The organism is Heliomicrobium gestii (assembly GCF_009877435.1).
Lineage (GTDB): Bacteria > Bacillota > Desulfitobacteriia > Heliobacteriales > Heliobacteriaceae > Heliomicrobium > Heliomicrobium gestii.
The window spans coordinates 183,532-207,550 of sequence record NZ_WXEX01000004.1 but is presented as its reverse complement, the minus strand read 5'-3'; the positions used below and the strand labels follow the sequence as shown (position 1 = coordinate 207,550).

The 24,019-nt window shown below is 56.1% G+C and carries 23 protein-coding genes and 2 pseudogenes; 11 read left to right on the top strand and 14 right to left on the bottom strand.

From position 1 onward, the window contains the following. The first annotated feature begins 66 nt into the window (after positions 1–66). The 4 genes from larB (at position 67) to GTO89_RS06245 (ending at position 3,723) form a co-directional block, all read left to right on the top strand. Positions 67–849, top strand: a complete 783-nt coding sequence (larB, locus tag GTO89_RS06260) for a nickel pincer cofactor biosynthesis protein LarB (RefSeq protein ID WP_161261198.1) — start codon at positions 67–69, stop codon at positions 847–849. Further along, positions 842–2,335, top strand: coding sequence for a nickel pincer cofactor biosynthesis protein LarC (gene larC, locus GTO89_RS06255; protein WP_161261197.1), 1,494 nt, complete (start codon positions 842–844; stop codon positions 2,333–2,335). The genes larB and larC overlap by 8 nt, the downstream gene beginning before the upstream one ends. 61 nt (positions 2,336–2,396) lie before the next feature. Next, positions 2,397–2,810: an adenosylmethionine decarboxylase gene (gene speD / locus GTO89_RS06250; RefSeq protein WP_161261196.1), complete on the top strand. Its 414-nt coding sequence runs from the start codon at positions 2,397–2,399 to the stop codon at positions 2,808–2,810. Between the two features lie 181 nt (positions 2,811–2,991). After that, the gene (locus tag GTO89_RS06245) at positions 2,992–3,723 is read left to right on the top strand and encodes a YetF domain-containing protein (protein WP_204758170.1); all 732 of its coding nucleotides are present in this window, start codon (positions 2,992–2,994) and stop codon (positions 3,721–3,723) included. Between the two features lie 125 nt (positions 3,724–3,848). Here the strand turns inward: GTO89_RS06245 and GTO89_RS06240 are convergent, their stop codons facing one another. From GTO89_RS06240 to GTO89_RS06190, 11 genes and pseudogenes are all read right to left on the bottom strand, one after another. Continuing rightward, a complete protein-coding gene (locus tag GTO89_RS06240; protein ID WP_161261308.1) occupies positions 3,849–5,039 on the bottom strand; it encodes a pyridoxal phosphate-dependent aminotransferase in 1,191 nt (396 codons plus the stop codon). Positions 5,040–5,123: 84 nt separating this feature from the next. Beyond that, a complete protein-coding gene (locus GTO89_RS06235; protein WP_161261195.1) occupies positions 5,124–5,675 on the bottom strand; it encodes a DUF2867 domain-containing protein in 552 nt (183 codons plus the stop codon). A 207-nt stretch (positions 5,676–5,882) separates the two neighbouring features. After that, positions 5,883–6,320 carry a hypothetical protein gene (locus GTO89_RS06230; protein ID WP_161261194.1) on the bottom strand — a complete coding sequence of 146 codons (438 nt, stop codon included), beginning with the start codon at positions 6,318–6,320 and terminating at the stop codon, positions 5,883–5,885. Positions 6,321–6,727: 407 nt separating this feature from the next. Further along, positions 6,728–8,850 (bottom strand): annotated as a pseudogene (locus tag GTO89_RS06225) (thioredoxin domain-containing protein). Between the two features lie 462 nt (positions 8,851–9,312). Next, positions 9,313–9,585, bottom strand: coding sequence for a HepT-like ribonuclease domain-containing protein (locus tag GTO89_RS17935; protein WP_161261307.1), 273 nt, complete (start codon positions 9,583–9,585; stop codon positions 9,313–9,315). 45 nt (positions 9,586–9,630) lie between these two features. Beyond that, positions 9,631–9,933, bottom strand: a complete 303-nt coding sequence (gene mntA / locus GTO89_RS06215; protein ID WP_161261193.1) for a type VII toxin-antitoxin system MntA family adenylyltransferase antitoxin — start codon at positions 9,931–9,933, stop codon at positions 9,631–9,633. A gap of 259 nt (positions 9,934–10,192) precedes the next feature. Further along, positions 10,193–10,399 (bottom strand): annotated as a pseudogene (locus tag GTO89_RS17795) (DUF255 domain-containing protein); the annotation flags it as partial. 161 nt (positions 10,400–10,560) lie between these two features. Then, entirely contained in the window at positions 10,561–11,175 is a 615-nt protein-coding gene (locus GTO89_RS06205; protein WP_161261192.1) for a 4Fe-4S binding protein, read from the bottom strand. Between the two features lie 62 nt (positions 11,176–11,237). Continuing rightward, positions 11,238–11,471 (bottom strand): hypothetical protein, encoded by a 234-nt coding sequence (locus tag GTO89_RS06200; protein WP_161261191.1) that lies wholly within the window; start codon positions 11,469–11,471, stop codon positions 11,238–11,240. 84 nt (positions 11,472–11,555) lie between these two features. Then, positions 11,556–13,031: a protein adenylyltransferase SelO gene (locus GTO89_RS06195; RefSeq protein ID WP_161261190.1), complete on the bottom strand. Its 1,476-nt coding sequence runs from the start codon at positions 13,029–13,031 to the stop codon at positions 11,556–11,558. Positions 13,032–13,190: 159 nt separating this feature from the next. Next, entirely contained in the window at positions 13,191–14,285 is a 1,095-nt protein-coding gene (locus GTO89_RS06190) for an EAL domain-containing protein (RefSeq protein WP_170294395.1), read from the bottom strand. 261 nt (positions 14,286–14,546) lie between these two features. Between GTO89_RS06190 and GTO89_RS06185 the strand changes: the two genes are divergently transcribed. From GTO89_RS06185 to GTO89_RS17635, 3 genes are all read left to right on the top strand, one after another. Then, complete coding sequence (locus GTO89_RS06185; protein ID WP_161261189.1) at positions 14,547–15,239, top strand: peptidoglycan-binding domain-containing protein; 693 nt, start codon at positions 14,547–14,549, stop codon at positions 15,237–15,239. Positions 15,240–15,431: 192 nt separating this feature from the next. Next, entirely contained in the window at positions 15,432–15,554 is a 123-nt protein-coding gene (locus GTO89_RS17640) for a hypothetical protein (protein WP_268894631.1), read from the top strand. Between the two features lie 44 nt (positions 15,555–15,598). Continuing rightward, positions 15,599–15,721 carry a hypothetical protein gene (locus GTO89_RS17635; protein ID WP_268894630.1) on the top strand — a complete coding sequence of 41 codons (123 nt, stop codon included), beginning with the start codon at positions 15,599–15,601 and terminating at the stop codon, positions 15,719–15,721. A 54-nt stretch (positions 15,722–15,775) separates the two neighbouring features. Here the strand turns inward: GTO89_RS17635 and GTO89_RS06180 are convergent, their stop codons facing one another. The 3 genes from GTO89_RS06180 to GTO89_RS06170 form a co-directional block, all read right to left on the bottom strand. Then, positions 15,776–17,044, bottom strand: a complete 1,269-nt coding sequence (locus GTO89_RS06180; RefSeq protein WP_161261304.1) for an ArsB/NhaD family transporter — start codon at positions 17,042–17,044, stop codon at positions 15,776–15,778. A gap of 198 nt (positions 17,045–17,242) precedes the next feature. Next, positions 17,243–18,115, bottom strand: coding sequence for a YitT family protein (locus GTO89_RS06175; protein WP_328793873.1), 873 nt, complete (start codon positions 18,113–18,115; stop codon positions 17,243–17,245). After that, complete coding sequence (locus GTO89_RS06170; protein WP_161261188.1) at positions 18,069–18,236, bottom strand: hypothetical protein; 168 nt, start codon at positions 18,234–18,236, stop codon at positions 18,069–18,071. The genes GTO89_RS06175 and GTO89_RS06170 overlap by 47 nt, the downstream gene beginning before the upstream one ends. A gap of 441 nt (positions 18,237–18,677) precedes the next feature. Between GTO89_RS06170 and GTO89_RS06165 the strand changes: the two genes are divergently transcribed. The 4 genes from GTO89_RS06165 (at position 18,678) to GTO89_RS06150 (ending at position 23,711) form a co-directional block, all read left to right on the top strand. Beyond that, positions 18,678–20,165 (top strand): AAA family ATPase, encoded by a 1,488-nt coding sequence (locus GTO89_RS06165; RefSeq protein WP_161261187.1) that lies wholly within the window; start codon positions 18,678–18,680, stop codon positions 20,163–20,165. An 18-nt stretch (positions 20,166–20,183) separates the two neighbouring features. Next, positions 20,184–20,768 carry a hypothetical protein gene (locus GTO89_RS06160; RefSeq protein ID WP_161261186.1) on the top strand — a complete coding sequence of 195 codons (585 nt, stop codon included), beginning with the start codon at positions 20,184–20,186 and terminating at the stop codon, positions 20,766–20,768. Positions 20,769–20,792: 24 nt separating this feature from the next. Further along, positions 20,793–21,332: a hypothetical protein gene (locus GTO89_RS06155; protein ID WP_161261185.1), complete on the top strand. Its 540-nt coding sequence runs from the start codon at positions 20,793–20,795 to the stop codon at positions 21,330–21,332. Between the two features lie 306 nt (positions 21,333–21,638). Next, on the top strand, positions 21,639–23,711 hold the full coding sequence (locus tag GTO89_RS06150; RefSeq protein ID WP_161261184.1) for a methyl-accepting chemotaxis protein: 2,073 nt from the start codon (positions 21,639–21,641) through the stop codon (positions 23,709–23,711). The last annotated feature ends 308 nt before the right edge of the window (positions 23,712–24,019 follow it).

The following is a 24,019-nucleotide window of genomic DNA, read 5'->3' as shown; positions in this document are numbered from 1 at the left end:
GCCGACTACATACTGCTACAGTTGTGGTATGATAAGGATTGAACTTGTCGGGAGGAGTCGGTTTCCATGGATCATTCCAGGCTGACCCATTTGCTGCGGGCCGTCCAGGATGGACAGATGCCTGTGGAAGAGGCCGTCGATCGGCTGAAAGGTTGGCCCTACGAGGATATCGGTTTTGCTAAAGTCGATCACTACCGGGCCATCAACCAGGGGTTTCCGGAGGTCATCTTCGGTCTCGGCAAACGGCCGGAACAGACGGCGGCCATCTTTGAGCGATTGACCAAAACGGGGCTGCCCGTGCTGGCGACGCGTTGCACGGCAGAAGTCTACGGGGCGGTAAAAAGCAAAGTCCCTGAGGCGGTTTTTCACGATCTGGCTCAGGCCGTGACGCTGCGCGTTTCCGAGGAGAATGAACACCCCCTCGGGACCATCGCCGTCGTCACAGCCGGAACGGCCGACCTGCCGGTGGCTGAGGAAGCCGCTGTCAGCGCCCTGGCCATGGGGTGCCGGGTGAAGCGGATTTTTGATGTCGGTGTGGCCGGACTTCACCGGCTCCTGTCAAAGCGGGAGGAACTGAGTGAGGCCCAGGTGATCATCGTCATTGCCGGCATGGAAGGCGCCCTCGCTTCTGTCGTGGCCGGCATGGTCGACATCCCCGTCGTGGCCGTGCCGACGAGCATCGGCTATGGCGCCAACTTCGGCGGCCTCTCGGCATTGCTGGGCATGTTGAACTCCTGCGCCCTCGGTGTCGGCGTCGTAAACATTGATAATGGTTTCGGCGCGGCGGCCTTAGCGGCGACGATCGTCCGCAGCGGCCGCCGCGATATAGGGAGGTCCCAAGATGTGTAACGCCGATGAGCATGGGTACGAACCTACAGCCAACCACGGCCATCGCCACGAGCACACCGCTCACGATGACGGCCACAACGCCGATAAAGAGGTTCGCTGCAAACAGGGGCAGGGTCGCCGGAACGCGATTTCTGCCGACGGTCATAAAATCCTCGTCGTCGATCCCGTCTCCGGCGCGGCCGGTGACATGTGGCTCGGCGCCCTCGTCGACCTGGGCGTTCCCTGGGAGGAATTAACGGAGGCCTTGCAGGGCCTTGGCGTCGATGGCTATGAACTGCGTCGCGACGTTGTCATCTCCAAGGGGATTCGCGCCACGAAAGTGAATGTCATCCTCGATGAGCGGCCCCAGCCTCATCGTCACCTGCGCCATGTTGTCGAGATCATCGATGGATCGACCTTGGCGGACCCGGTGAAGGAAAAAGCCATTCGCGTCTTTACGCGGTTGGCCGAATCGGAGGCCAAGGTGCACGGTTGCGCCGTCGAAAAAGTCCACTTCCATGAAGTGGGCGCGGTGGACGCCATCATCGATATTGTAGGGACCTGCTGGGCCTTGGCGTATCTACAGGTGGAGGAGATTTTCGTCCTGCCCCTTCCCCTCGGCTCGGGCACAGTCCGCTGCGCCCATGGGGTGATGCCGGTGCCTGCGCCGGCGACGGCCGACCTCGTCCGTGATTTTCCCGTCTATCTCGGCGGCGGCGAGGGGGAACTGGTCACCCCGACCGGGGCCGCCCTCTGCACCACCTTGGGGCGTCCCCATGACAGTCACTCTCAAGGGATGCCCTTGCGGATCGAGCGCATCGGTCACGGCGCCGGTTCCCGCGAGGCGAAAGATCGGCCCAATGTGTTGCGGTTGCTGCTGGGCCGGCGGGAAGAGGCCGGGAAAAACTGGCTCGTCTGCTCCGGCGGCGCGACTCACGGGCAGGGTCGCGGATACGGGCACGGTCATTCGCAGGAACAGGGAGACGTCTGCCTGGGGGAGACGCCCCGGGGCGGGAGTAACGACAGCATCGGCGGAGCGCCGGCGCTGCGCTGGGAGAGTGTGCAGGTCATCGAGACGACCGTTGATGACATGAATCCCCAGTGGCTCTCGCCCCTGACCCAACGACTCTTCGAGGCGGGCGCCTTGGATGTGCAAGCCCTTTCTGTCCTCATGAAGAAGGGTCGCCTCGGCAGTCACCTGACGGTGCTCTGTTCACCCGATCGCGCTGGCGCTGTGCTGGAACAACTGTTTGCCGAGTCGACCACACTGGGTGTTCGCTCCCGTCTGGAACAGCGGGCGTGCCTGGAGCGGGACTGGATCACCGTCACCACCGAAGGCGGTCCTGTTCGCCTGAAACGGGGCATCCTCGGTGGACGTGTGTTTAACGTTCACCCGGAATTTGAGGACTGTCAGGCGGCAGCCCGCCGGGGAAACCGGCCGGTGAAGGAGATTTACCGTCAGGCTCTCGCCAAGTATGAAGCGGAAACGGTGAAAACAGCGGAATAACCGGATCAAATAATTGCTGTCTCCTTGAGGAATAATGCTTCTGAAAGGGGACCTGCAGTGGATGAATGTGCTGGGCAATCCCCTCGGCGTGCAGTTGTTGGCCGAGGTGTGGGAGTGTAATCCCGAAAAACTCAACGACGTTGCGACGGTGGAGGCGATCATGGTGCGCGCCGCCGAGAAGTCGGGGGCCGATATCCGGGAAATCGTCTTTCATCGCTTTGAACCCCAGGGGGTGAGCGGCGTCGTGGTGATCTCCGAATCCCATCTGACGATCCACACCTGGCCGGAACTCGGCTATGCGGCCGTGGACATCTTCACCTGCGGAGAACGGGTAAACCCCTGGGAGGCGTTGGAGTCGATCACGCAGGAACTTGACGCCGAAGAGGCCCATGCCATGGAGATCAGCCGGGGCATGAAAAACCTGAGCCGGTTGAGAAAGAAGATGGATACGCAGAGGCATGACCCTGAAACATAGAGGAGAACGATCCCGTTGAACCTGCGCCTTGAAAAGCCGGAGCTTGGCAGCCCGGCTTTTTTGTTTGCCGGTGATTCGCTTTTCCCTTCGGGAGGGATTCCCCTTTCGGGGAGAGGAGAAAATGAGGGGGGAGCCGCGATGGAAACGTAAGAACGCGTTTGGACAGAGGTGGGCATGACTCATGGAAACAAAGTGGTTGCAGTTGATCGACGTTTTCTGGAGAACGGCGGCGATCTATAGCCTGCTGTTTATGCTTACACGTCTTATGGGGAAACAGTTATTGTCGCAGATGACCTATTTCGATTTTGTCATTTACACCGTGATGGGGAAGATGGCCGGCGAATTTGTTACCGATGAAGTGAAAGGTCCCTGGCTGTTGCTGAGTCCGATCATTCTCGCCGCCGCCACCGTGGCGATTGAAAAGGTGAGTTTGAAAAGCCTGGCTGCTCGCAAGCTCTTTGAAGGGGAGCCCGTCGTTGTCATCCAAAACGGCAAGTTGATGGAAAAGAATATGCGGCGTCTCCGTTACAATCTCAATGAGTTGGAGATGCAGCTTCGCGAAAAAGGGATTTTCAATATGACCGAGGTAGAATTCGCCTTGTTAGAGCCCAATGGAAAACTGAGCATTCTGAAAAAGTCGCAACAATTGCCCGTCACGATGCATGACCTTGGCAAGCCGACAGCCTATAAAGGACTTGCCACGGAGATCATCAAGGATGGCGACGTGTTGGAACAAAATTTGCGTCAATGCAATCTCACTTTCGGGTGGCTCTTCGGTGAATTGAAGAAGCATGGCGTGGAGGAGTTGTCTCAGGTTTTTTATGCCGCCTTGCAGAGCGACGGAACGCTTTATGTGGATATCCGGCGCGATGAGGCGGGTGGGCTCCATGAGGTTGAAGACAAGCCAACGTAAAGCGGTCGAGGGGGCTTGCGGCCGCCGTCGAATGGGGAATAACGAACGAAAGGATGACAAGCTGTCACCCTTTCGTTTTTTGATATTTTTAACTATGGCTGTCCGATCGGGGCTGGATAGGAGTATTACCCGGGCATTCCAAATTCTTTGGCCAGCGCCCGGAAAGCCTCCAGGGAGTTTTCGATGATCCGCTTTTCCACACAGTAGGCGATCCGGAAGTAGCCCGGTTTGCCGAAACCGCTGCCGGGAACGAGCAGGATGTTGTACTTCTGGGCGCGCCGGACAAATTCGACGTCATCGGCCAGGGGGGATTTGGGGAAGAGGTAGAAGGCCCCCTGGGGCTTGACCATCTCAAAGCCCATGGCGGTCAGGTTGTCGTAGAAGAGATCCCGCTTTTCCCGGTACTCGTCGATGTTGACCGATTCGTTTTGCAGCTTGGCCACCAGGCGCTGCATCAGAGCGGGCGCGTTGACGAATCCGAGGATGCGGTTGGCCAGCACCAGGCCGTCGAAGAGCAGCGACGCTTCATCGATTTCGGGGCTGAAGGCCACGTAGCCGATCCGCTCCCCTGGCAGGGCGAGGTCTTTGCTGTGGGAGGTGACAACGATGCTGTTGCGGATGTGGGCGAAGACCGAGGGGACGGTGATATCGTCATAGACGATTTTGGCGTAGGGTTCATCGGAGACGACAAAGAGTGTACGGCCCAGTTCGGCGCCCTTGGCTTCCAGCAACCGGTGCAATGCCGCCAGGCTCTCGGCGGGGTAGATGACGCCGGTGGGGTTGTTGGGCGAGTTGATGATCACGGCCCGCGTCTTCGCCGTCACCGCTGCGGCGATGGCGTCCAGATCGAGTTGGAAGTCTTCCTTCGATTGGACGATGACCGCTTTGCCGCCATGGTTGGCGAGATACCCCTTGTATTCGACAAAGAAGGGGGCCGAGATGATCACCTCGTCGCCAGGGTCGAGGATCGTCTTGAAGACGACATTGAGCGCGCCGCCGGCGCCAACGGTCATGACCACGTTGTCGGCGGTCAAGGGCTTGCCGCTGGCGGCGCGGAGGGCGTCGGCGATCGCTTGGCGCGTCTCGGGATAGCCGGCGTTGCTCATGTAGCGGTGCATCCCCGGGATGGGGTCGTTGGCCAGTTCTTTGAGGGCTTCCCGGAAGGCCGCCGGCGGCTCGTTGTTCGGGTTGCCGATGGTGAAGTCATAGACCTTATCTTCACCGACGATCGGTTTTAAGCGTTCACCTTCTTCAAACATCTTGCGGATCCAGGAAGATTGAGAGATCTGGGCGCGGATATGTTCTGCGACAGAGATAGTAATCGCTCCCTTCGACGAAATATTACTATCTATGATATCCCCTTTGGCAACAGGTGACAACTTTTCGTTTTTCTTGTCCGATTATTCACCGAGGGGGTTCGCCTTTTCCCAGGCGGCGACCGCTTTTTTCATGATCGCCGGGACCATCCTCCGGTGGATCGGTTTCACCGGCAGGAAGTAGGCTCTTCCCAGGAGGTTGTGGAACCGGACGACCGTCGTCACGACGCCCCAGCGATCGGCGCCGTTGTCAACGATCTGGACGGAGATGCGAAAATCCAGATGGCGATCATCCAGCCCCAAGAGCAGTTCCCTGCCGGTGCGTTCGATCACGGGAAAGAGCCGTCGACGCGGCGCCGGTTGTGACGGTCCTGCCCCTTCGGACGGGCGGGACGAAGGGCCCATGGTTTTGAGGCCGAAGAACCGGACGATGCCGTTGCGGAGTCTGGCCAACCTGGCCGCCCAGGAGGGGTTGGCGGCCGGTGAAAAAATCAGTTCCGTCAGTTCGTCCACACCGCCGGTGAAGTGCTTCGGAAGGGCCATGCGGTACGCATCGCCGTAATGAATCGGGCAGAGCGAACCGATGACCAGGGAATTCTGCGGTAGGGGAATTTGGGTTACGGTGATGGCGCCCATGGATGCTTGTCTCCTTTCGGCGAATCTTTCAGCTTGAAAGGAGGATTCGGCGGAAAAAGAAAAGAAGCCTGCTGATGAGGCTCCTTTGAGGGCATCCCTTTTGACTGTGGTAATGACCTGGTTGACCCAGGGAATGACCCTGAATCGACCCTGAATCGGAATCAGTTTGGAACCGAATGAACCCAGGTGCGCAGGGAAGGCCGTAGTTTAGGCGATCATCACCTTGTGGGCCACAAACCCCGCGATCAACAGCGCTGTCGCCATGCGATGGACGCCGGAAGAGGGGTTGCGCGTGCCCGTGAAGAGCAGCAGGCCGATGCCGATCGCTGCCAGCATGCCGGTGGCGTTGATCAGGGGCTTTTCCCAGCCCATCTGAACCATCGCGTAGAGGGCGTGGCCGAGAGCGCCGGCGCCGATGAGCAAACCCAAGCCGCGGTGCAGTGTAAAGAGACCTTTTTGTTTCATAAAGCGTGCGGCGAAGGCCGCCAGCAAGACGACGGCGATGAGGGGAACGAGAATCTTACCGGTCAGGTCGACCTGTCGGGCGACGGGGTCTTTGGCGACTTGATCGGCCCAAGCGGCGGCAGGGGTCACGGCCAGGAGAAACGAAGCGGCCATGGCCCGCTTGATCCAAGGAAAAGACATGGGGCAAACCTCCTTTGGAAAATCGTGTAAAGCACATCATTATCATAAAACAGCGGCGGCCTTATTTGGTCAAGATTTTGTCAAGATTTTGTATAGACTTTTTATAACAAATCAGAAAGGCAGGGGCGCAAGCACCCTGTTGCCTTTCATGGCCCACGTGCGAGACCGTGCACATTGCCTTGACGAGTGAAGGCACAGGAGCAAAAAAGACGGGATGAAGCGCTCCGTGGCGCTCATCCCGTCGTACCGTTTGCGAGGAGAACCGATGTAACACCGTTCCTATCATCCTGTTCATCTGACACATCTGGCTCATCCAGAGGGGTCCGGCGTCGATGTCGATGTCGGAGTCGATGTCAGTGTCAGTGTCGGCGTCGCTGCTGTTGCCGCTGCCACTGCCATTGCCCGCATCAGTGGGCCAGAATCTCCCGCACCTCCGCCTGATTCACTGTCGGCGGCCGGCAGGCGAAGTTTTCGCAGACATAATAGGTGGCGCTATCGCCCTGTGGCGTCATGGCTTCCACAAAGGGGGCCAACGTGGGGAGTTCCTCATACTCCTGCCCGGCGAGCCGGTACAGGAAGACCGTCTCGGGGGCGAAGAGGGTGTGAAGCCGTTTCAGTTCGTGACGGAAGGGTTCCCGCTGCTGGTCGGCGACGACGACCACCTCTTTGCCGGGGGTGCGGGCGAAAAGGAGCGCCATCAGGGCGAAGGTGTATCCGGCCGGCTGGCCGTTGATGGCGCCGGAAAAGCTCTCCAGAAGCGTCTCCGCCTGTTGGGCATATTCTTCGCGGCCGGTGATGCGGGCCAACCGGAGCAGGTTGAGGGCCGACACGGAGTTGCCTGACGGGGTGGCGCCGTCATAGATCTCCTTGGGTCGCGCGAGCAGTTCCTCGCTGTCGCTGCCATAGAAGAAGTAGCTCCCCTGGTCGGGATCCCAGAAGAGCCGGTTCTGATCCTTCTGGAGTTCCAGCGCCCGCTTCAACCAGAGCGGATTCGTGTCCGCCTGGTACAGTTCGATGAGCGCCCAGACCGTGAAGGCGTAATCATCGATATAGCCCTTGTAGGCGGCTTCGCCGTCGCGGTAGCGAGCGAGCAGTCGCCCCTTGTCGTCGCGCAGTTTTTCCCAGAGGAAGTTAGCGGCGTCCATTGCGGCGTCGAGGTACGAACGATCCTGGAGAATGCGAAAGCCCATGGCCAGGGCGGCGATCATCAGACCGTTCCAGGCGGTGAGGATCTTCTCATCTTTAAATGGACGAACCCGTTTCTCCCGGGCGACGAAGAGCTTCTGCTCCGCGTCGGTCAGGATCTGGCGCCACGTGTCCATGCCCATGGGCGACGTAAAGGGGCGCTTGTCGGCGTCGATGCGGTTCAAGATGCTCTGGCCTTCAAAGTTGCCCTTTTCGCTGACATCATACCACTGGCAAAAGAGCCTGCCCGTCTCCTGCCCCAGGAGTTCTTCGATCTCCTGGGGCGTCCAGAGGTAGAACTTGCCCTCCACGCCTTCCGAGTCGGCGTCCTCGGCCGAGTAGAAGCCGCCTTCGGGGGCGTGCATGTCCCGCAACACATAGGCGAAGATCTCACGGGCCACGCCGGCGAACTCGTCGTTTTCTGTAACCTGATAGGTCTCCAGGTAGGCCATAGCCAGGAGGGCATTGTCATAGAGCATCTTTTCGAAGTGGGGGACGAGCCACTTCTCGTCCGTCGAATAGCGGGAAAAGCCGTATCCCAGGTGGTCGTAGATGCCGCCGGCGTGCATCTGCCGCAGCGTCGTTTCCACCATGGGCAGGGCCTCCTGAGCGCCGGCCAGCTTGCCGCAGCGGAGCAAGAAGAGCAGGTTGTGAGGCGTCGGGAACTTGGGCGCATGGCCGAAACCGCCGTGGACATCGTCGAAGCGCTGCTTCAGCCACTCGTAGCCCTGGTGGATCGTTTCGTCGCTGAGGTTGCCGGCGTTGTTGGCCTGAACCTCCCGTTGCAGGTGCTGGGTCACCCGGTCGCTGGCCGCCGTCAGTTTGCCCCGTTCCTTTGTCCACTGTTCGACGATGGCCTCGAGGATGTCGAGCAGGCCGGGCATGCCCTGCCGGCTGCGCTTCGGGAAGTAGGTGCCGGCGAAGAAGGGCTTCTTGTCGGGCGTCATGACCACTGTGAGTGGCCAGCCGCCTTGACCGGTGATGGACTGGCAGACAGTCATGTAGATGTGATCCACATCGGGCCGCTCTTCCCGGTCGACCTTGACGGAGACGAAGTGGGCGTTCAGGTAGGCGGCGACCTCTTCATCCTCGAAGGATTCCCGTTCCATAACGTGGCACCAATGGCAGGTCGGTAAAATTAACCTCTAAATATTTTTATAGCCCCGCAGGGCTACGAATAGCCGACACTCAAGAAGACGGGCTTATCTTCTCGTTTGGCTACGTCGAATGCCTCATGACACCATGAATACCACTGGACAGGATTATATGCGTGTTGGAGAAGGTAGGGGCTTTTTTCCCCGATTAAGCGATTGGCTTTATAATCCTTTTTTGGAGGTACAGTCAATTAAATCAACCCCTTCTTTATTGGGTAATAGTATGGCTTTACATCTGTATCTTTATTCTTCGAGTAGAATGTATAATAATTAAAGGCAAAAAAATAAATTGAGATAATTTTTGGAAATAAACCATTAGTTTATTGAAAAAGATGGTCAAATGAGTTATAAAAAGTAGTGTCTAAATGAAAATAGGCCGATTTTTGTAAATATTTAGTTGTGGGAGGATTTAAGCAATGGGGTTCCCAGTGAGAAAAGCTCGATGAGCATTGAATCAACACAGAAGAAGTAAACCCCGCAATGGATATTGCGGGGTTTTGAGCGTACGATAGCTTATGATAGATAAGGCGGCGGGCAAGCCGGTTTGGCGAAAAGATAGTCTTGGAATCCGGTAAGTAGCTTCGACGGAGGACCATAATACCCTATTTAAGCTTCTCTTTGAACCTGTGGGACTAAGAAAGATATACCTTCGACTATTCCATCAAGCGAACGATTTTATCTTTTAATTCTGGAAGATTATAGACATGAGTGTCCCAAATGACATCTAGATCTACGCCAAAGTACTCGTGGATGAGTATGTTCCGCATCGATATGATCATAGACCAGGGAATGTCTGCATGCGTTCGCTGGAATTCGCGAGACAGTTTATTCGATGCTTCTCCGATAATCTCTAACCGGCGGATTACGGCGTCTTGCAATTGGGTCGATTGGAAAAGTCTTCTTTGGAAACACCTTGGAAGTACGATTCGATTTTCTCAATTGAATCTAAAATATGCAGGAGATAAAGGCGATCACGCTGATTTGACATCATAGATAACTCTCTTCTCTTTCTCAACAACTTCACGAAGGAAGGGGGAGAGACCTTTTATCGTAACCACATCGACATTGCGTCCCAGAGCATTTTGTAGTTCCCCAATCAGGTTGCAGAAGTCGAACATGGATTTTTTTGCGTCAGAAGCGTATTCGATTAGAAAGTCGATATCGCTGTCCTCAGATTGGTCGCCTCGGGCGAAAGAACCGAATACAAAGGCTTGGACCACACCGTAACGTTGAAAGATAGGTTCCGCCCTTTTTTGTATCGCTTGCAGGTTCACTGTTCGTCACCTCAAAAACAGTATAGCTGAAACATGAAAAAATTACCATATGAACCTAGTAAAATCGACTATCTCAACCTTGGCGATTTGATCGACCACGCCTGGAAGGACGGGCTCAAGCGCGAAGAAGCGTACCCCTTTTTTAACCGGCTTTTCTGCTTCCTTCGCTGTTTTACTGATTTTTTCGGTCCTGTGAATTGCCGCTATTGTCGGTAAACTGTTTTTCGCCAATCTGGGCGGGTGGTAACAGGATATATTTTGAGGCTGATTTTACAGCATGGCGCCAGTGGCAGGACGAGTCGCCGATGGAAAGAAAGACTGGCTTGTCTTCCTGCTTGGCTTTCTTAAAAGCCTCATCGCCCCAGGGATGCCAATCGACCGGGTTATAGGCGTGTTGGAGGAGATAAGGAGGACTTTTCGTGAGGCGGTTCGTTTGAAGCTGTGCCGTCGTTGTTGTGGCATGCAGGGAACCTCCGTTGACGAAGAATGGATAGTGGTAGTATACGCCGTAACGGTCTCGATGATAAAAATGGCGGTTGCAGTCCAAGGCAAGGCGCAACCACCTATCCTTGATCCGGCTTTTAATGATCCAGTTGACGGATGTAGGGGAGCCAATGACGAAAATGTTCAGCTGTCAACGTTCCTTCCCAGCAACCGAGCCATTGAGACAAAAGGATGCCGCCGAACAGGATCAGGAGCAATCCGCCAGCGAGAACGAGGGCAGAAGAGATTGGGCAATGGTTTTTTCAGCGCCGTCTCCAGCCCGAGCGCTTGAGGAGCGCATGCGGCCTGACAAGCCAAACATAAGGAGCACCCTTCTTGTGTGACCTTTTTCACTTGGCTGGGATCGAGGCCATTCATGCAGGCCCGCCGGCAAGCGCCGCATTGCGTACAACAGGCTTGGTCACGATGGAGCCATGTGGGGCTCAACTTCCCGATGATCCCGAGCATCGCGCCATAGGGGCAGGCAAAGCGGCACCAGAAGTTCGGGATCGCCAGGGAAAGCGCCGTGAGCAGGGCAAGCACCACCATCGTTGTCTGACTCGGCTCCAGGAAAAAGAGGAGCATTTTGATGTCAGATACCCGGTTATAGGGGCTCTGCAAAAAGGATATGACCTGGGGGATCGTCAGAGCGAACCAGGTGATATAGAGGAAAAAGAGAAGGAACAGATATTTGAATGCAGACAGAAGATAAGCAGGCCAGCCGCGAGGAACCCAGGGTTTGCGTCCGTACTTGGCCAAAACATGGCTTCCCAGGCGTCCCATCCACTCGACAACCGTGAGTGTCACGTTAATGGTGCAAATCAATCTGTTTCTTTTTTCTTTAATGCTTTACTGCAAACTTCGCACAGGCCGTCTTCGTTAACTTCCATTGCTCTAAAAAAGAAACGTAGATTCTTTGCTGCAAATGATGGTCGGGGATAAATATCTTCTGGCATATCAGGGTTATACCCTTTTGAGTGACACATCACACATTTATTGACCCACTTTCGTAGTTTGGGATAAAGGGATAAGTATTCATCGCCTTCGCTGCCCACGATCTTGTCACCTTTTTCGTTTTAATGGAAATAGCCGGTTTACGATACACCATAGTGTATTTTTTGGGGAGCCGTCGATACCCATCAGGTCCCGCAAAAGGTCCTGTATGGTGCGGAAGTTGGCGCAGGCGGTGCGGTGAAATCGACCTGTTCAGGCGGTAGATCATAGGGAGTGGCGAGAACGGTAAGGAGCCGTTCCATCACACAGAGGTCTCCCTTTTTCACCGCCGCTTCCAGCGCCTCTTCGACCCGGTGATTTCGAGGGATCACGGCGGGATTGCTCTTGTTCATCAATTGACGGGAATCTTCTTTTGTTTCCGGCTGCCTGCCCTGTCTCGCCTGCCACTGCTCATGCCACTGCGTAAAGTCAGGCTTTTCAAACAGAGGCGTATCGTCGGGCTTTTCCAAGGACAAGGCGCGAAAGGTATTCGTATAATCGGCGCGGTGCGCCTGCATCAGCGTGAGAAGGCCTTCGATGAGGGATGGATCTTCCGTCTCTTCATTAAATAGTCCCAATTTCGCCCTCATCCCGGAGAGCCAATGACGTTGATACAACGGGACAAACGCTGTAACCGCCTCCTGGGCGATTTCAACAGCCTGCTCCTCATCGTCATGGAGCAGCGGTAACAGGGTTTCGGCGAATCGCGCCAGGTTCCATCCGGCGATAACCGGCTGATTGCCGTAGGCATAGCGGCCCTGCCTGTCAATGGAACTGAATACGGTGGCGGGGTCAAAAGCATTCATAAAGGCGCAGGGACCATAGTCAATGGTTTCCCCACTGATGGCCATGTTGTCCGTATTCATCACGCCGTGGATAAAGCCGACCAGTTGCCATTTTGCGATCAGCGCCGCCTGGCGCTCGATCACGGCTCGAAGCAGCGAAAGATACCGGTTCTCATCGGCGTCTACGTCCGGGAAATGGCGCTTGATCGTATAGTCAGCGAGGAGCCGCAGTTCCTCGACGGCGCCCCATTGGGCGACATATTGAAAGGTGCCGACGCGTAAATGACTGGCAGCCACGCGTGTCAGAATGGCCCCAGGCTGTACGGTTTCCCGGATGACCGATTCGCCGGTCGTCACGACCGCCAGGCTGCGGGTCGTCGGGATGCCGAGGGCATCCATGGCTTCACTGATGATGTATTCGCGCAACATCGGCCCAAGGGCCGCCCGGCCGTCGCCACGGCGCGAGTAAGGCGTTCTGCCGGAGCCTTTGAGCTGTATATCAAAGCGCTTCCCCTGGGGCGTGATCTGCTCACCCAGCAGCAGCGCCCGGCCGTCTCCTAACATCGTAAAATGGCCGAATTGATGCCCGGCATAAGCTTGCGCCAGCGGCAACGCCCCTTCGGGAAGCGCATTGCCAGCAAGGACGGCCACCCCATCGTCGCCTCGCAACGCTTGCGTGTTCAGGCCCAGTGCTTGCGCCAGCGGCTCGTTGAGAATCGCCAACTCCGGTGCGCCCACAGGCGTTGGATCAAGAGCGGAGAAAAACAGTTTGGGCAGCCGGGCGTAGCTGTTGTCCAGGTTCCATCCCATATCTTTCTTCGTCGAGCCCTTTGTCATCGTCGCACCCTCCATCGCGCAAGTCTGCCAACGGTAGTATACGCCGGATAAGAAGAAGGCAAGCGGTTCTTCCAAAAGGTCGTTTCTTAGCGACCCGTTGTCATAAAAACCCCGCAACTTGAGTTTGCGGGGTTTTTTGGGCGTAACAGCCGATCCAGTTCAAGAAGCGTCCCAGCAGTGAAGCGCCTCCGGCCACGGCGGAAGTGGCGGCGGGCAAGCCGGTTTGGCAAAGAGATAGCCTTGCCCATAGTCGGCGCCGTGACTTTTCAGCCAGCGCCACTCTTCGGGGCGTTCAATGCCTTCGGCGATGGTTTTGACCTGCAGCCGTTGGGACAGTTCCAGCAGTTTCATCGTGATCTCGCCTTTATAGGCGTCTTTATCCACATCCCGCACCAGTTCCAGATCCAGTTTAACGAAATCGGGCCGCAAATGGGTCAATACGTTTAACGATGAGTAACCGGCCCCCAGGTCATCGAGGGCCACCTGAAACCCGGCATTGCGGTAATGGTCCAGGATTTTCGCCAGGTGTTTCACATCGTTGATCTGCTCGCTCTCGACGACTTCAAAAACGACCCGTTCCGGCGGAATACCGGCGTCGTGAACGGCTTCAATCGTCGTGCGCAGGCACGTCGTCGGGTCATACACAGAGGAGGGATTGAAGTTGATAAATAAGTTCGACGGGATGCCGTGACGCGTGGCCTCTTCGATGGCCCTGATCCGGGCGATCCGATCCAACTGAAACAACAGATCAGCGTCACGGGCAACATCAAAGATGCGACCAGGGTACAGGATCCCGCCATCGCGATCTTTGCCGCGCAGCAAGCATTCATAGGCAAAGATGCGTTCCGGTTCATGGCAGTGAACAATCGGTTGAAAAAAGGTGGTGATTCGATTTTCTTTCAGAATCTCGATCAGCCAGTCTCCCTGAATTCGACTGACAAGTCGATATAACGGTTGCACCTGGAGCAACTCTTGGATCGTCGGATTTTGCCCTCGCGGAAGCAGCAAGGCCCGCGAATCGATCATTTCGGCGCGACTGAGCACCGACGGTAAAAGGGTTCCCAGTTTCTCCAGCACACCGGGGATGATGTCCACGGCGATAATCTCTTTGGCAAAAAGGGAAAAGGCGATGCCGATTCCGCGAATCGCCTCACAGAGGTGATTGAAGGTTAAAGAGACTGGCGGAGCAATGTATAAAACCCCTTGTTCGGCCAAGGGATCAGGCAACTGATTACAGCGCTTGCAAAGGCTCATCGGCGATACGCCTCCTAGTCGACTCTGTTCAAATTAGAACGTTCGACAAAGAACGATCATACCCTTTTTTGGTTTCAATGATGAAGATGCGAAAAAAGAAGATTTAAAAATGAAAAAAATACAAAATATGCAGCCTGGAAAAACTGAACACAGAGTGTAAAACTGGAATGAATGCAATTATTTATAATAACAAAAAAGCGACCTTTTATTGTATAATTATGTATGAAAGCAAATTCCAATTTTAATTTTGGAGGTGTAACGATGAACCGCCGTCGATTTTTATATGGGGCATTAGCGGCCCTGGCGACGCTTCCTTTCGGTTCCCTGGCGGCGCTTGCGGCAACGCCTCAGTTTGGCTTGCGGGAACTCTACTGGGGTGTTACCGGCGCCGACGTGCAACAACTGCAAGGGTATCTCAAGGACATGGGCTATTTTACTGAGGAACTGACCGGCTATTTCGGCGCTGTCACAGCCAACGCCGTCAAACGTTTTCAGGCTGATCGCAAACTGCTCGTCGACGGGGTGGCGGGGCCGCAAACCTTCAAAGCGCTCCGTCCACAGGTGCTTGATTGGTTTAACTCGGTTACCTATCTCTTGCCGATCGGCGTCACCGCCAAGGTGACCGATCCGCTCACCGGCCTTTCCTATACAATCAAGCGGACCGGCGGTGTCAAACACGCCGATGTGGAACCCGTCACCGCCTGGGACACATCGGTCATGAAGCGGATCTACGGCGGCGTCTGGAGTTGGAACCGCAAGCCCGTCATCGTGACGGTGAAAGGGTGGCGGATCGCCGCTTCTGTCAACGGCATGCCCCATGGCTATGACACGATCGCCACCAACAACATGCAGGGACAGACGTGCATCCACTTCCTGAACAGCCGGACCCATGAAGGCGACAGCCTCGATGGCGAGCACCAGGCTGCAGTGCGCAAGGCGGCTACGTATCTCTGATTGGGAGGGCGACTGGGAAAAAGGGAAAGGCTATGAGCCTTTCCCTTTTTCTATTCCAGATTGAAGCGAGCCGGTTTGCCCAGCCCAACCGGTCGTTCCAAAAAAAGGATGTTCAACTGTGGCGGATAGGAAGAATTTCCATATAGTGTAGTGAAAAGCAGCCTCGAACGGTTGGATGAGGAGGGAAAAGGGATGGGTCATGCGCACACAGGTTTCTGGGGAGGCTTCGGTGTTGTCGCCGGTCTGGTCATTGCCCTGATCGTGATTGGCGCGTTCTATCCGAGCATCGTCGGTTTCGGTTATGTAGAGTCCTAAGGATGCCGGCTATTTGATGGATCAGCAGAAGAGGAGGGACCTCAATGGGCGCTAGCTGCGGCGGAGGATACGGGTATATCGGCAACTACATCGTTGCCCTGGCGATCTTGATCATCATCATTGCCATCCTGGGAACTGGCTTCGGATACGGTTACGGAAACGCATAAACGAGGAATGACAAAGCGCCGGCCAAGTAGGCCAGGCGCTTTGTTTTGAATCCCTTAGAAAAAGCGGAAAAGGACATAGATGTGAGCCATGGCGACAGAGACAAGCATGAAGGGAAATCCGACGAGAAAGAACTGTTTGAAGGAGATGGGGACGCCCGCTTTCTCGGCGATGCCGGCGACGATGATGTTGGCCGACGCGCCCACCAGCGTCCCATTGCCGCCCAGGCAGGCGCCCAAAGCCAGGGACCACCAGACCGGTTCCAGTTCCATGCCGGAGAGGGCGCCCATCTCGTGGATCATGGGGATCATGGTGGCCACAAAGGGGATGTTGTCGACAAAGCCCGAGGCGATGGCCGACAGCCACAGGATCAACAGGGAAGCCGTTTGCGTGTCGCCCTGAGTGATGTCGAGGGCCCACTGGGCCAGCGCGGCAATGACGCCCGTCGCCTTTAAGCCGCCGACGAGGACAAAGAGGCCCACAAAGAAGAAGATGGTCGGCCACTCGACGAGAAGCAGGATCTCTTCCGGTTCCTCCCGGCTGATGATCATCAGGATCATGGCGCCGGTCAGGGCGATTGTGGCCGATTCCAGGTGCAGGAGTCCATGGAGGCCGAAGCCGGTGATCGTCAGGGCGAGGACGGCCAGCGACTTCTTCAGGAGCGCCCAGTCCTTGATCTTTTCGGCGGGATCCATGGCCAGAATGGTGTCGCGGTTTTCGATCTCGCCGGAAAACTCCTTCCGGTACACCAGCAACAACAGGGCCGTCGTCGCGAGCAGGATCGCCAGGGCGATCGGCGCCATGTGGACGAGGAAGTCCATGAAGCCGAGACCGGTCGAACTGCCGATCATGATGTTCGGCGGGTCGCCGATCAGGGTCGCCGTGCCGCCGATGTTGGAAGCGACGATCTCGGCGATCAGATAGGGCAGGGGATTGACTCTCAGCGTGTCAGCCAGGATGATGCTGACGGGGGCGATGAGGAGCACGGCGGTGACATTGTCCAGGAAGGCTGACATGAAGGCCGTGATCAGTGACAACAGCCCCAGCAGCCGGAGCGGGTTGCCGCCGGTCGCTTTCGCCGACCAAATGGCTAACGCTTCAAAGACGCCGCTGCGACGGGTGATGGCGACGAGGATCATCATGCCGATCAGCAGGCCGAGGGTGTTGAAGTCGATGTCATCGTTGATGGCCATCTCCTGATTAAGAAAGCCGAGCAGGATCATGATCAGGCCGCCCAGCATGGCCGTCACCGCCCGTGGGATCTTCTCCCAAATGATCAACCCATAAGCGGTCACGAAGACGATGATCGAAGCGATAAAGGCCATGTCCTTCATTTACTGTTCCTCCTTTGCGAAAGTAAGAGATAGCCCTGGGAAAAAGACGAAAAAAGCGCAAAAAAACAGAGGAGCCCCTTGGTGACAGGCTCCTCCTTCAATGTTCAGTATGCGTTTTTTTCGTTAAAATATGCCGTTATTGTATTATGGCTTCTTTTCCCCGTCAAGGGGCTTGCGTCTTGAGCGGCGTCAAGGATGGATCGCCTTCTTGGCGAAGCGTCCGCCCATTACCTCGGCCACATGCTCGACAGCCACAAAAGCGTCAGGATCGGAATCCAGCACGATCTGCCGCAGTTTGGCCAGTTCGAGGCGTGTGACGACACAGTAGAGAATCTCTTTTTCCTCACCGGTAAAGCCGCCTTTGCCGAAGAGGTAGGTGACGCCGCGGCCCAGGCGCGCCATGATTGCTTCGGCGATCTCGGGCGCGTTGTTGGAGATGATCGTGACGGCTTTCGATTCGTCCAACCCCTCCAGGACCAGGTCGATGGTCTTGAAGGCGATGAAATAGGCGATCAAGGAGTACATGGCCTTATCCCAACCGAAGACAAAGCCGGCGCTGCCTAAAATAAAAATGTTGAAAAACATGATGATCTCGCCGACAGAGAAGGGGATGCTGCGGGTGAGGATGATGGCCAGGATCTCCGTGCCGTCCAATGATCCGTTGTAGCGGAGGATCAGGCCGACACCGAGTCCCAAGGTGATGCCGCCAAAAACGGCAGCCAGCAAGAAGTCGTTTGTGACCGTCGGCGCGCCGTGGATGAACTGGACGCCCAGCGACATGATGGACACGCTGTAGAGTGTGGACAAGGTAAAGGTTTTTCCTATCTGCTTATACCCAAAAATAAGAAAAGGGATGTTCAGCACCAGCAGAAAGGCGCTGAGCGGGATCGGGAACAGGAAGGAGGCAATGATGGAGATGCCGACGATGCCCCCGTCAATGATTTGGTTGGGGACCAGGAAGACCTCCAAGGCCATAGAGACGAGCAACGCGCCCAAGGTGAGAAAAAATCCTCGTTTAAGGGTTTTTGTAACGGTTGTCTTTTTGTGCTGATTTGGTGACACGGAAAAGCCTCCCTTCTGTGAGGTTTTCCTTTGCCGCCTCCGCAGGTGTCTCTTTCCGGCGACCTTCCTTGGTGAAGAATTTTTTGCGGACCAGATTGCAATTGTGAATAATCAACGCCATCCAATCGCCCCTTTCATGATTTGCAAATAAGTGGAGGATTAAAAGAAAAGGGAGTCCGTGGCGACAGACTCCTCCTCGAAAAACTATAAGCTATGCTTATAGTATACCATAGAACAGGCCATTGTTCCACCCAAAAAATTGGATACCCCCCGGGAGGAGATCCTCTTAGGGCGCAACCCGTCTGTCTTCACGCAGTATATGTGAAAGACATACTCGCTGATCGCCACCAACACAGGCAACAGCAACAACGCGCCGTCGAGGTGCGCAGACCGGTGTCTGTTCCGGCAAGGTCGGAGGAACAAAGGACCTATGCAGCGGCATTCAATGATATATAGGCGAGGTTTGCGCGAGAAAGAGGCGATTTTTCCTTACGCCGGCAGGAAAAATCCGCAACAAAGCGAAAATAGGAATCGATACCAATATTGAAAGTGAGGCCCTATGATGCTGGAGAATTATATCAAATCCGGCTACCCTGCTGTAGCTGTCCTGTCGCCGGAGGAGAACCGGGTCATCGCCGAGTGCCGCCGGATCGCCGAGCGCTACGGCATGCACCTGGCCCAGTGGAGTTCCTCCAAACACCTGCAACTCTTGCACGTCAATAAACAGGCCCTTGACCGACTGGGTGGCGTCTTCGATTTTAAGATCAAGGCGCCCGATCCGGTCGAAGCGCTCAAAAAGGCGGCCCAACTGCCTGCCAACACCATCTACTGCCTGTTGGACTACCATCCCTTCTGGCGCTCCCCTGATGCCTGGCGCACTGCAAAAGACATCTTTCAGGAGATGAAACGACGGGGCATCGTCTTCGTCTTCATCTCGGCCCAGATGGAAATCCCCGTCGAACTGGCGCGGGAGATCGTCATGACGACCATTCCCTTTCCTCGCCGGGAGGAGCTGGAGGCTGTCATCCATCATGTGGCCCAGGCGGCTGGCGTTGAGTTGCCTGAAAACATCACCGCCGTTGCCGACGCGGCCCTGGGGCTGACAATCAGCGAGGCGGAGAACGCCTTCGCCCTCTCCTTGGTCACCTCCGGCCGCTTCGATCCGCCGGTGATCATGAAGGAGAAGGAACAGATCATCCTCAAGAGCGGCGTCCTCGAGATCATCGGCCATGACCTCGATATGTCGGCCGTCGGCGGCTTGTCCCAGTTGAAGCGGTGGCTGCGCACCCGTGTCTCCGCCTTTTCGCCGGAGGCCCAAGCCTACGGTCTGCCCTTTCCCCGCGGTGTCCTTCTCGTCGGGGTTCCCGGCTGCGGCAAGAGCCTCTCCGCCAAAGCCTTGGCTTCCGAGTGGCAGAAGCCGCTGCTTCGCCTTGACGCTGGTCGCCTCTTCAGTTCCTTTGTCGGTGAAACAGAGGCCAACACCAGGCGGGCCCTCGCCGTGGCTGAAGCGGTCTCACCGGTGGTCCTCTGGATTGATGAGATCGAGAAGGGCCTTGCCGGGGTGCAGTCGAGCAACCGCACCGACTCCGGTGTGACGGCGCGCGTCTTCGGCCATTTCCTCACCTGGATGCAGGAAAAGAAGAGTCCTGTCTTTGTTGTGGCGACGGCCAACGATATCAGCCAGCTGCCGCCGGAGTTTTTGCGCAAGGGTCGCTTTGACGAGATCTTCTTCGTCGATCTGCCCGATGAAAAAGAGCGGCGCCAGGTCATCGCCGCCCAACTGCGGCGGCGCAAACGAAATCCCGACCAATTCGCTATCGACGAATTGGCCCAGGCGACAGCAGGATTCTCGGGCGCGGAAATTGAAGAGGCCGTCGTCCTCGGCATGTTCCACGCCTGGAGCGACAACCACCGTGAGGTGACTTCGGCGGACATCCTGGATGCTGCCCGGACGATCATCCCCATGTCGGAGAGTGAAATGACGCGGACACGCATCGAGGCGTTGCGGGAATGGGGGCGCCAGGCGGCGCGGTTGGCCAACGGCGCCTGAAGAAAGGAACGATGTCACATGAGCCATTTCACGCAAATCCTCAGCCAATCGGTGACCAACCTGGAGGCCTTGCGCAAGGCCGTGGCCCGGATGGGCTTTGAACTGCGCGAGAATGACCTGTGCCGCTACTACTTCGGTCAAAAGATGAAAGATTTCGTCATCCGCCTGCCAGGCAAGTATGACGCCGCCCTCGTTCCCGCAGGAGAAGGATCGGGCGCCTACCGGATCGAGGCGGACTGGGAGGGCGATCATGTCTCTCGCTACCTGGGCCGGGAGGCCGAACTCCTGCTGAAGTATTACACGGCCGAACTGGCGAAAATGGAGGCCCTCAAGCGGGGATACGCCGTGACGGAACAGGCCGAGGAAGGCGCCCTCGTGATCCTGGCCCGGGACAGCGACGGCAGCGCCCTGCGCATCGAATGCCAGGGAGGCGGCAGCATTCGCTGCCAGCCCCAGCACATCACCGGCGAAGCCTGTATGAAGTTTTTTGAACTGGAACAGGCGCTGGGCGACATCCAGGAGCATCAGAAAACAGGCGCCTTCTGGGGCGGCGATGAAACATTGAAAAAGCTGCGCATCCGCAGTCGCTACTACTGCGGGTAGGGCGACGGAAGGTAGGAAACGTCCATGTCCCTGTTTGAGAAGCTGAGAAAACTGCGGATCGGTTCTTCCAAATACAGGCAACGACAGGTCGAGCAACGCTTCCCGATCTGTTACTGCCAAAGTCCATCGCCGGAGGCGATGGAATGGCTGTTGCAGGATCTCCAGCAGCAGCGGAACGAACTCGTCGACTACGACCTCCTCGGCGATCCCTTTTTCAGCATGGTTCTTTACCGGTTTTTGACGCCAGGCGACAAAGAGCGATTGCCAACGATCGACAGCCTTATCGCCGCTATCCTGGAACGCAGGGCCTTTGACCATGATGAGTTGTTTCGCCTCAACGGACTCTATGGGTACACCCTCCCCAAAGCCGCTTATCCCGTATGTCCAGTGGTATTGCCGGACACCGCCGGGACAGAGGCAACCCGTGTTGGGCTGCCAGCAGAGACGGTAACGCCGGCGGCTCCAGGGGCGGCAGCTCCCGCGCCCACCGGGACGACAGATGGCGAGCCGTCGCCAGTGACAGAGGAACCAGAGCCCGAGCGCCTGCGGGTCTTTCGCTTTTAAGCCTTCGTGGCTGTTCCACCATTTCCCCCTGAAGACGGTCGAACCGTATCCAGGGGCTTTTTTGCTTGCGGGGCATTTTCCCAACGGGCGACGCCAATCATGAAGAGAATCCCCTAAGAGAAGTCCTTTTTTTCTATAAGGAGCAGGTCTACCGATTCTTAAATTGTGCATGACCTGTGTGTGCTATATAATGAAAAAGATATTACTAACTTTTGTTCTGCCCTTTTGGGCGCGAACGCTGGCGTTTTCAGAATTGAACGGCTGAGATGAAGCGGACATAGCGGATCCGACGAAGGAGGGGCCGTAGTGAGTTGGCTGAGTAAATTGAAGATCTCGAATAAACTGCTCGTATACACGCTCTTTGTCCTGGTTTTTTTGATTATCATGGGCGGCGTCAACGGTTACTTCCTCTCTCAAATCACCCGTGGAACGGAAGAGATGTACAACGACCGGCTGTTGCCGGTGCAGTGGATGGGTGAAGTCCGCACACTCAGCCGGGACACTGAAGCGAAGATGTGGGAGATCATCATTTCTCGTGATCCGGAGCGACAGAAAGAACTGGCCCAGGGAATCGAGAAAAATACCGCCAAAGTCAATGAGCTGCAGGATAAATATAAACAGACAAAACTCGACAATGAAGAAGTTCAGAAACTTACCGAGTTGGAACCGGCCCAGGACTACACGCGCAGTGTGCGCAAAATGGTGATTCAACTGGGCATGGAAGGCAGGACAGAAGAGGCCATTGCTGTTTTCCGTGGCAATCAGGTCGTTTTTACCAAAGTGATCGACCTCCGGGAGGACATCGCCGAATACAATCGGATTGTGGCTGAAAGGCTTCATAACGACGTAGAGAAACTGGCCGTTCAGACCAATATCACCGTCATCATCACGACGGCATTGCTGATGATCGTCTGTTATCTCATCGGTTCGCTGATCACCCGATCCCTCACCGCGCCGATCGACGAACTGCAGTTGTGCATGACTCGTGTGGGCGCCGCCGACTTGACGGCCTACGGCAATGTTCGTTCAACCGATGAAGTCGGCCAGATGACGGCCACCTTCAACCAGATGGTGAGCAATCAGACGGAAACCGTGGGGATGATCCGCTCCGCTGCCGAAAATCTTGCCGCCAGTTCCCAGGAGTTGGCGGCGTCAAGCCAGGAGGTGTCCGCTTCGATCCAGGATGTCGCCCATAGCATCCAGTCGATCAGCGACGAGACGGACCGGGGCAACAACGCGATCGTCGATGCATCTACCGTCCTGGTGGAGTTATCCTCCCTGATTCAGATCGCCCGCGCGCAGGCCCAGAAGGCGGCCGACAATTCTCGCCTCATGACGGAGGCCGCGGCGACAGGAAGGCAGACCGTCAACGAAACGATCGGGCGGATGAGCAAGATCAAAGAAAAAACTTTGGAAACCGAATCGCTCATGAGCACCCTGGAGCAATACTCCCAGCAAATCCGGATGATTTCTGACACGATCACGGCAATCGCCGAACAGACCAACCTGCTCGCCCTCAACGCATCGATTGAGGCCGCGCGGGCCGGGGAGGCCGGACGAGGCTTTGCCGTCGTGGCTGACGAGGTGCGCAAACTGGCCGAGCAGTCCAACCGGGGCGCCTGGGAAGTCAGCCAGTTGATCGAAAAGATCACCGAGAGCACCTTGGCGGCGGTGGCGGCGACGCTGCAAAGCCGGGAAGAGGTCGACGCTGGTGTGACGGTGGTGCAGCAGGCCGGTCAAGCCTTGGAAAACATCGGCGAGGCGGTGCAGCATACGGAGGAGGCTGTCGATAATATCGTTACTGTAACAACTGAGAATGTGGCCAGTTCCGACAAAATCGTTAAACTGATCGATTCCGTGGCGACGGTCATAGAGAATGTCAATCGCCATGTCCATCAAGTGGCGGCTGCTGTGGAGGAGACGACGGCGTCCATGGAGACGATCGCCGCCGGATCGGAGGAGACGAGCGCAGTGGCTTCCGAACTGTTACACTCCGTTCAACGCTTCCGCCTAGAGACAGATAGCAAGCTGTCGCCCGTGCAGATCCTGACCAAGGCAAAATCGGATCACCTGCTTTGGAAGTTGCGCATTGAAAACATGCTAAAGGGAGTCATCCAGATCCAGCCGGAGGAGGTCAACACCCACCAGGAGTGCCGCCTAGGTCGTTGGTACTTTGGCGACAATGCCTTTGCGGACGATCCCGACTTCATCGCCATCGACGGACCCCATCACAAGGTGCATGAATGCGCATCCAAAGCGGTCGTTGCCTTCCACGCCGGCAACCGACCTGAGGCGGAGCGCCAGTACAAAGAGTTGGAGCGCAATTCTGAACAGGTCTTGCGATTGCTCGATCGATTGATCGAGAAAGTAGACCGGTAGTCCGAAGACTTCTAAGAGCGGTTTTTTGTGCGTAGGAATAACAAAAGGGGGCCTTCTCGCGTCTGGCGGGAAGGCTCCCTTTTGTGTTCTCAGACAGGGAAGGCGTTTCTCTGTCATCCTTTGTTGCTGCCTTTTCTCTTTGAAAAAAGCTGATGATACTTGTCATAAAAGGCATCTCTAAACATCGCAAATCTGAAAGCAGTATAATACCGTCCTTGATAGAATCGATGGTTTTTAATTCACGGATTCAGGATGCTGTCTGAATTTGTCGAAAATTATCGCAAAAAACAGCATAAAAAAGGAAAGGG

Excerpts from the sequence above, each read along its gene's own strand:
- GTO89_RS17635 (WP_268894630.1), top strand. The coding sequence starts at position 15,599 with ATGGGCGCTAGCTGCGGCGGAGGATACGGGTATATCGGCAACTACATC.
- GTO89_RS06230 (WP_161261194.1), bottom strand. The coding sequence starts at position 6,320 with ATGTCTTTTCCTTGGATCAAGCGGGCCATGGCCGCTTCGTTTCTCCTG.
- GTO89_RS06180 (WP_161261304.1), bottom strand. The coding sequence starts at position 17,044 with ATGGCCTTTATCGCTTCGATCATCGTCTTCGTGACCGCTTATGGGTTG.
- GTO89_RS06165 (WP_161261187.1), top strand. The coding sequence starts at position 18,678 with ATGCTGGAGAATTATATCAAATCCGGCTACCCTGCTGTAGCTGTCCTG.
- GTO89_RS06195 (WP_161261190.1), bottom strand. The coding sequence starts at position 13,031 with ATGACAAAGGGCTCGACGAAGAAAGATATGGGATGGAACCTGGACAAC.
- GTO89_RS17640 (WP_268894631.1), top strand. The coding sequence starts at position 15,432 with ATGGGTCATGCGCACACAGGTTTCTGGGGAGGCTTCGGTGTTGTCGCC.
- GTO89_RS06235 (WP_161261195.1), bottom strand. The coding sequence starts at position 5,675 with ATGGGCGCCATCACCGTAACCCAAATTCCCCTACCGCAGAATTCCCTG.
- GTO89_RS06245 (WP_204758170.1), top strand. The coding sequence starts at position 2,992 with ATGGAAACAAAGTGGTTGCAGTTGATCGACGTTTTCTGGAGAACGGCG.
- larC (WP_161261197.1), top strand. The coding sequence starts at position 842 with ATGTGTAACGCCGATGAGCATGGGTACGAACCTACAGCCAACCACGGC.
- speD (WP_161261196.1), top strand. The coding sequence starts at position 2,397 with ATGAATGTGCTGGGCAATCCCCTCGGCGTGCAGTTGTTGGCCGAGGTG.
- GTO89_RS06155 (WP_161261185.1), top strand. The coding sequence starts at position 20,793 with ATGTCCCTGTTTGAGAAGCTGAGAAAACTGCGGATCGGTTCTTCCAAA.
- GTO89_RS06190 (WP_170294395.1), bottom strand. The coding sequence starts at position 14,285 with ATGAGCCTTTGCAAGCGCTGTAATCAGTTGCCTGATCCCTTGGCCGAA.
- GTO89_RS06185 (WP_161261189.1), top strand. The coding sequence starts at position 14,547 with ATGAACCGCCGTCGATTTTTATATGGGGCATTAGCGGCCCTGGCGACG.
- GTO89_RS06170 (WP_161261188.1), bottom strand. The coding sequence starts at position 18,236 with ATGGCGTTGATTATTCACAATTGCAATCTGGTCCGCAAAAAATTCTTC.
- GTO89_RS06160 (WP_161261186.1), top strand. The coding sequence starts at position 20,184 with ATGAGCCATTTCACGCAAATCCTCAGCCAATCGGTGACCAACCTGGAG.
- larB (WP_161261198.1), top strand. The coding sequence starts at position 67 with ATGGATCATTCCAGGCTGACCCATTTGCTGCGGGCCGTCCAGGATGGA.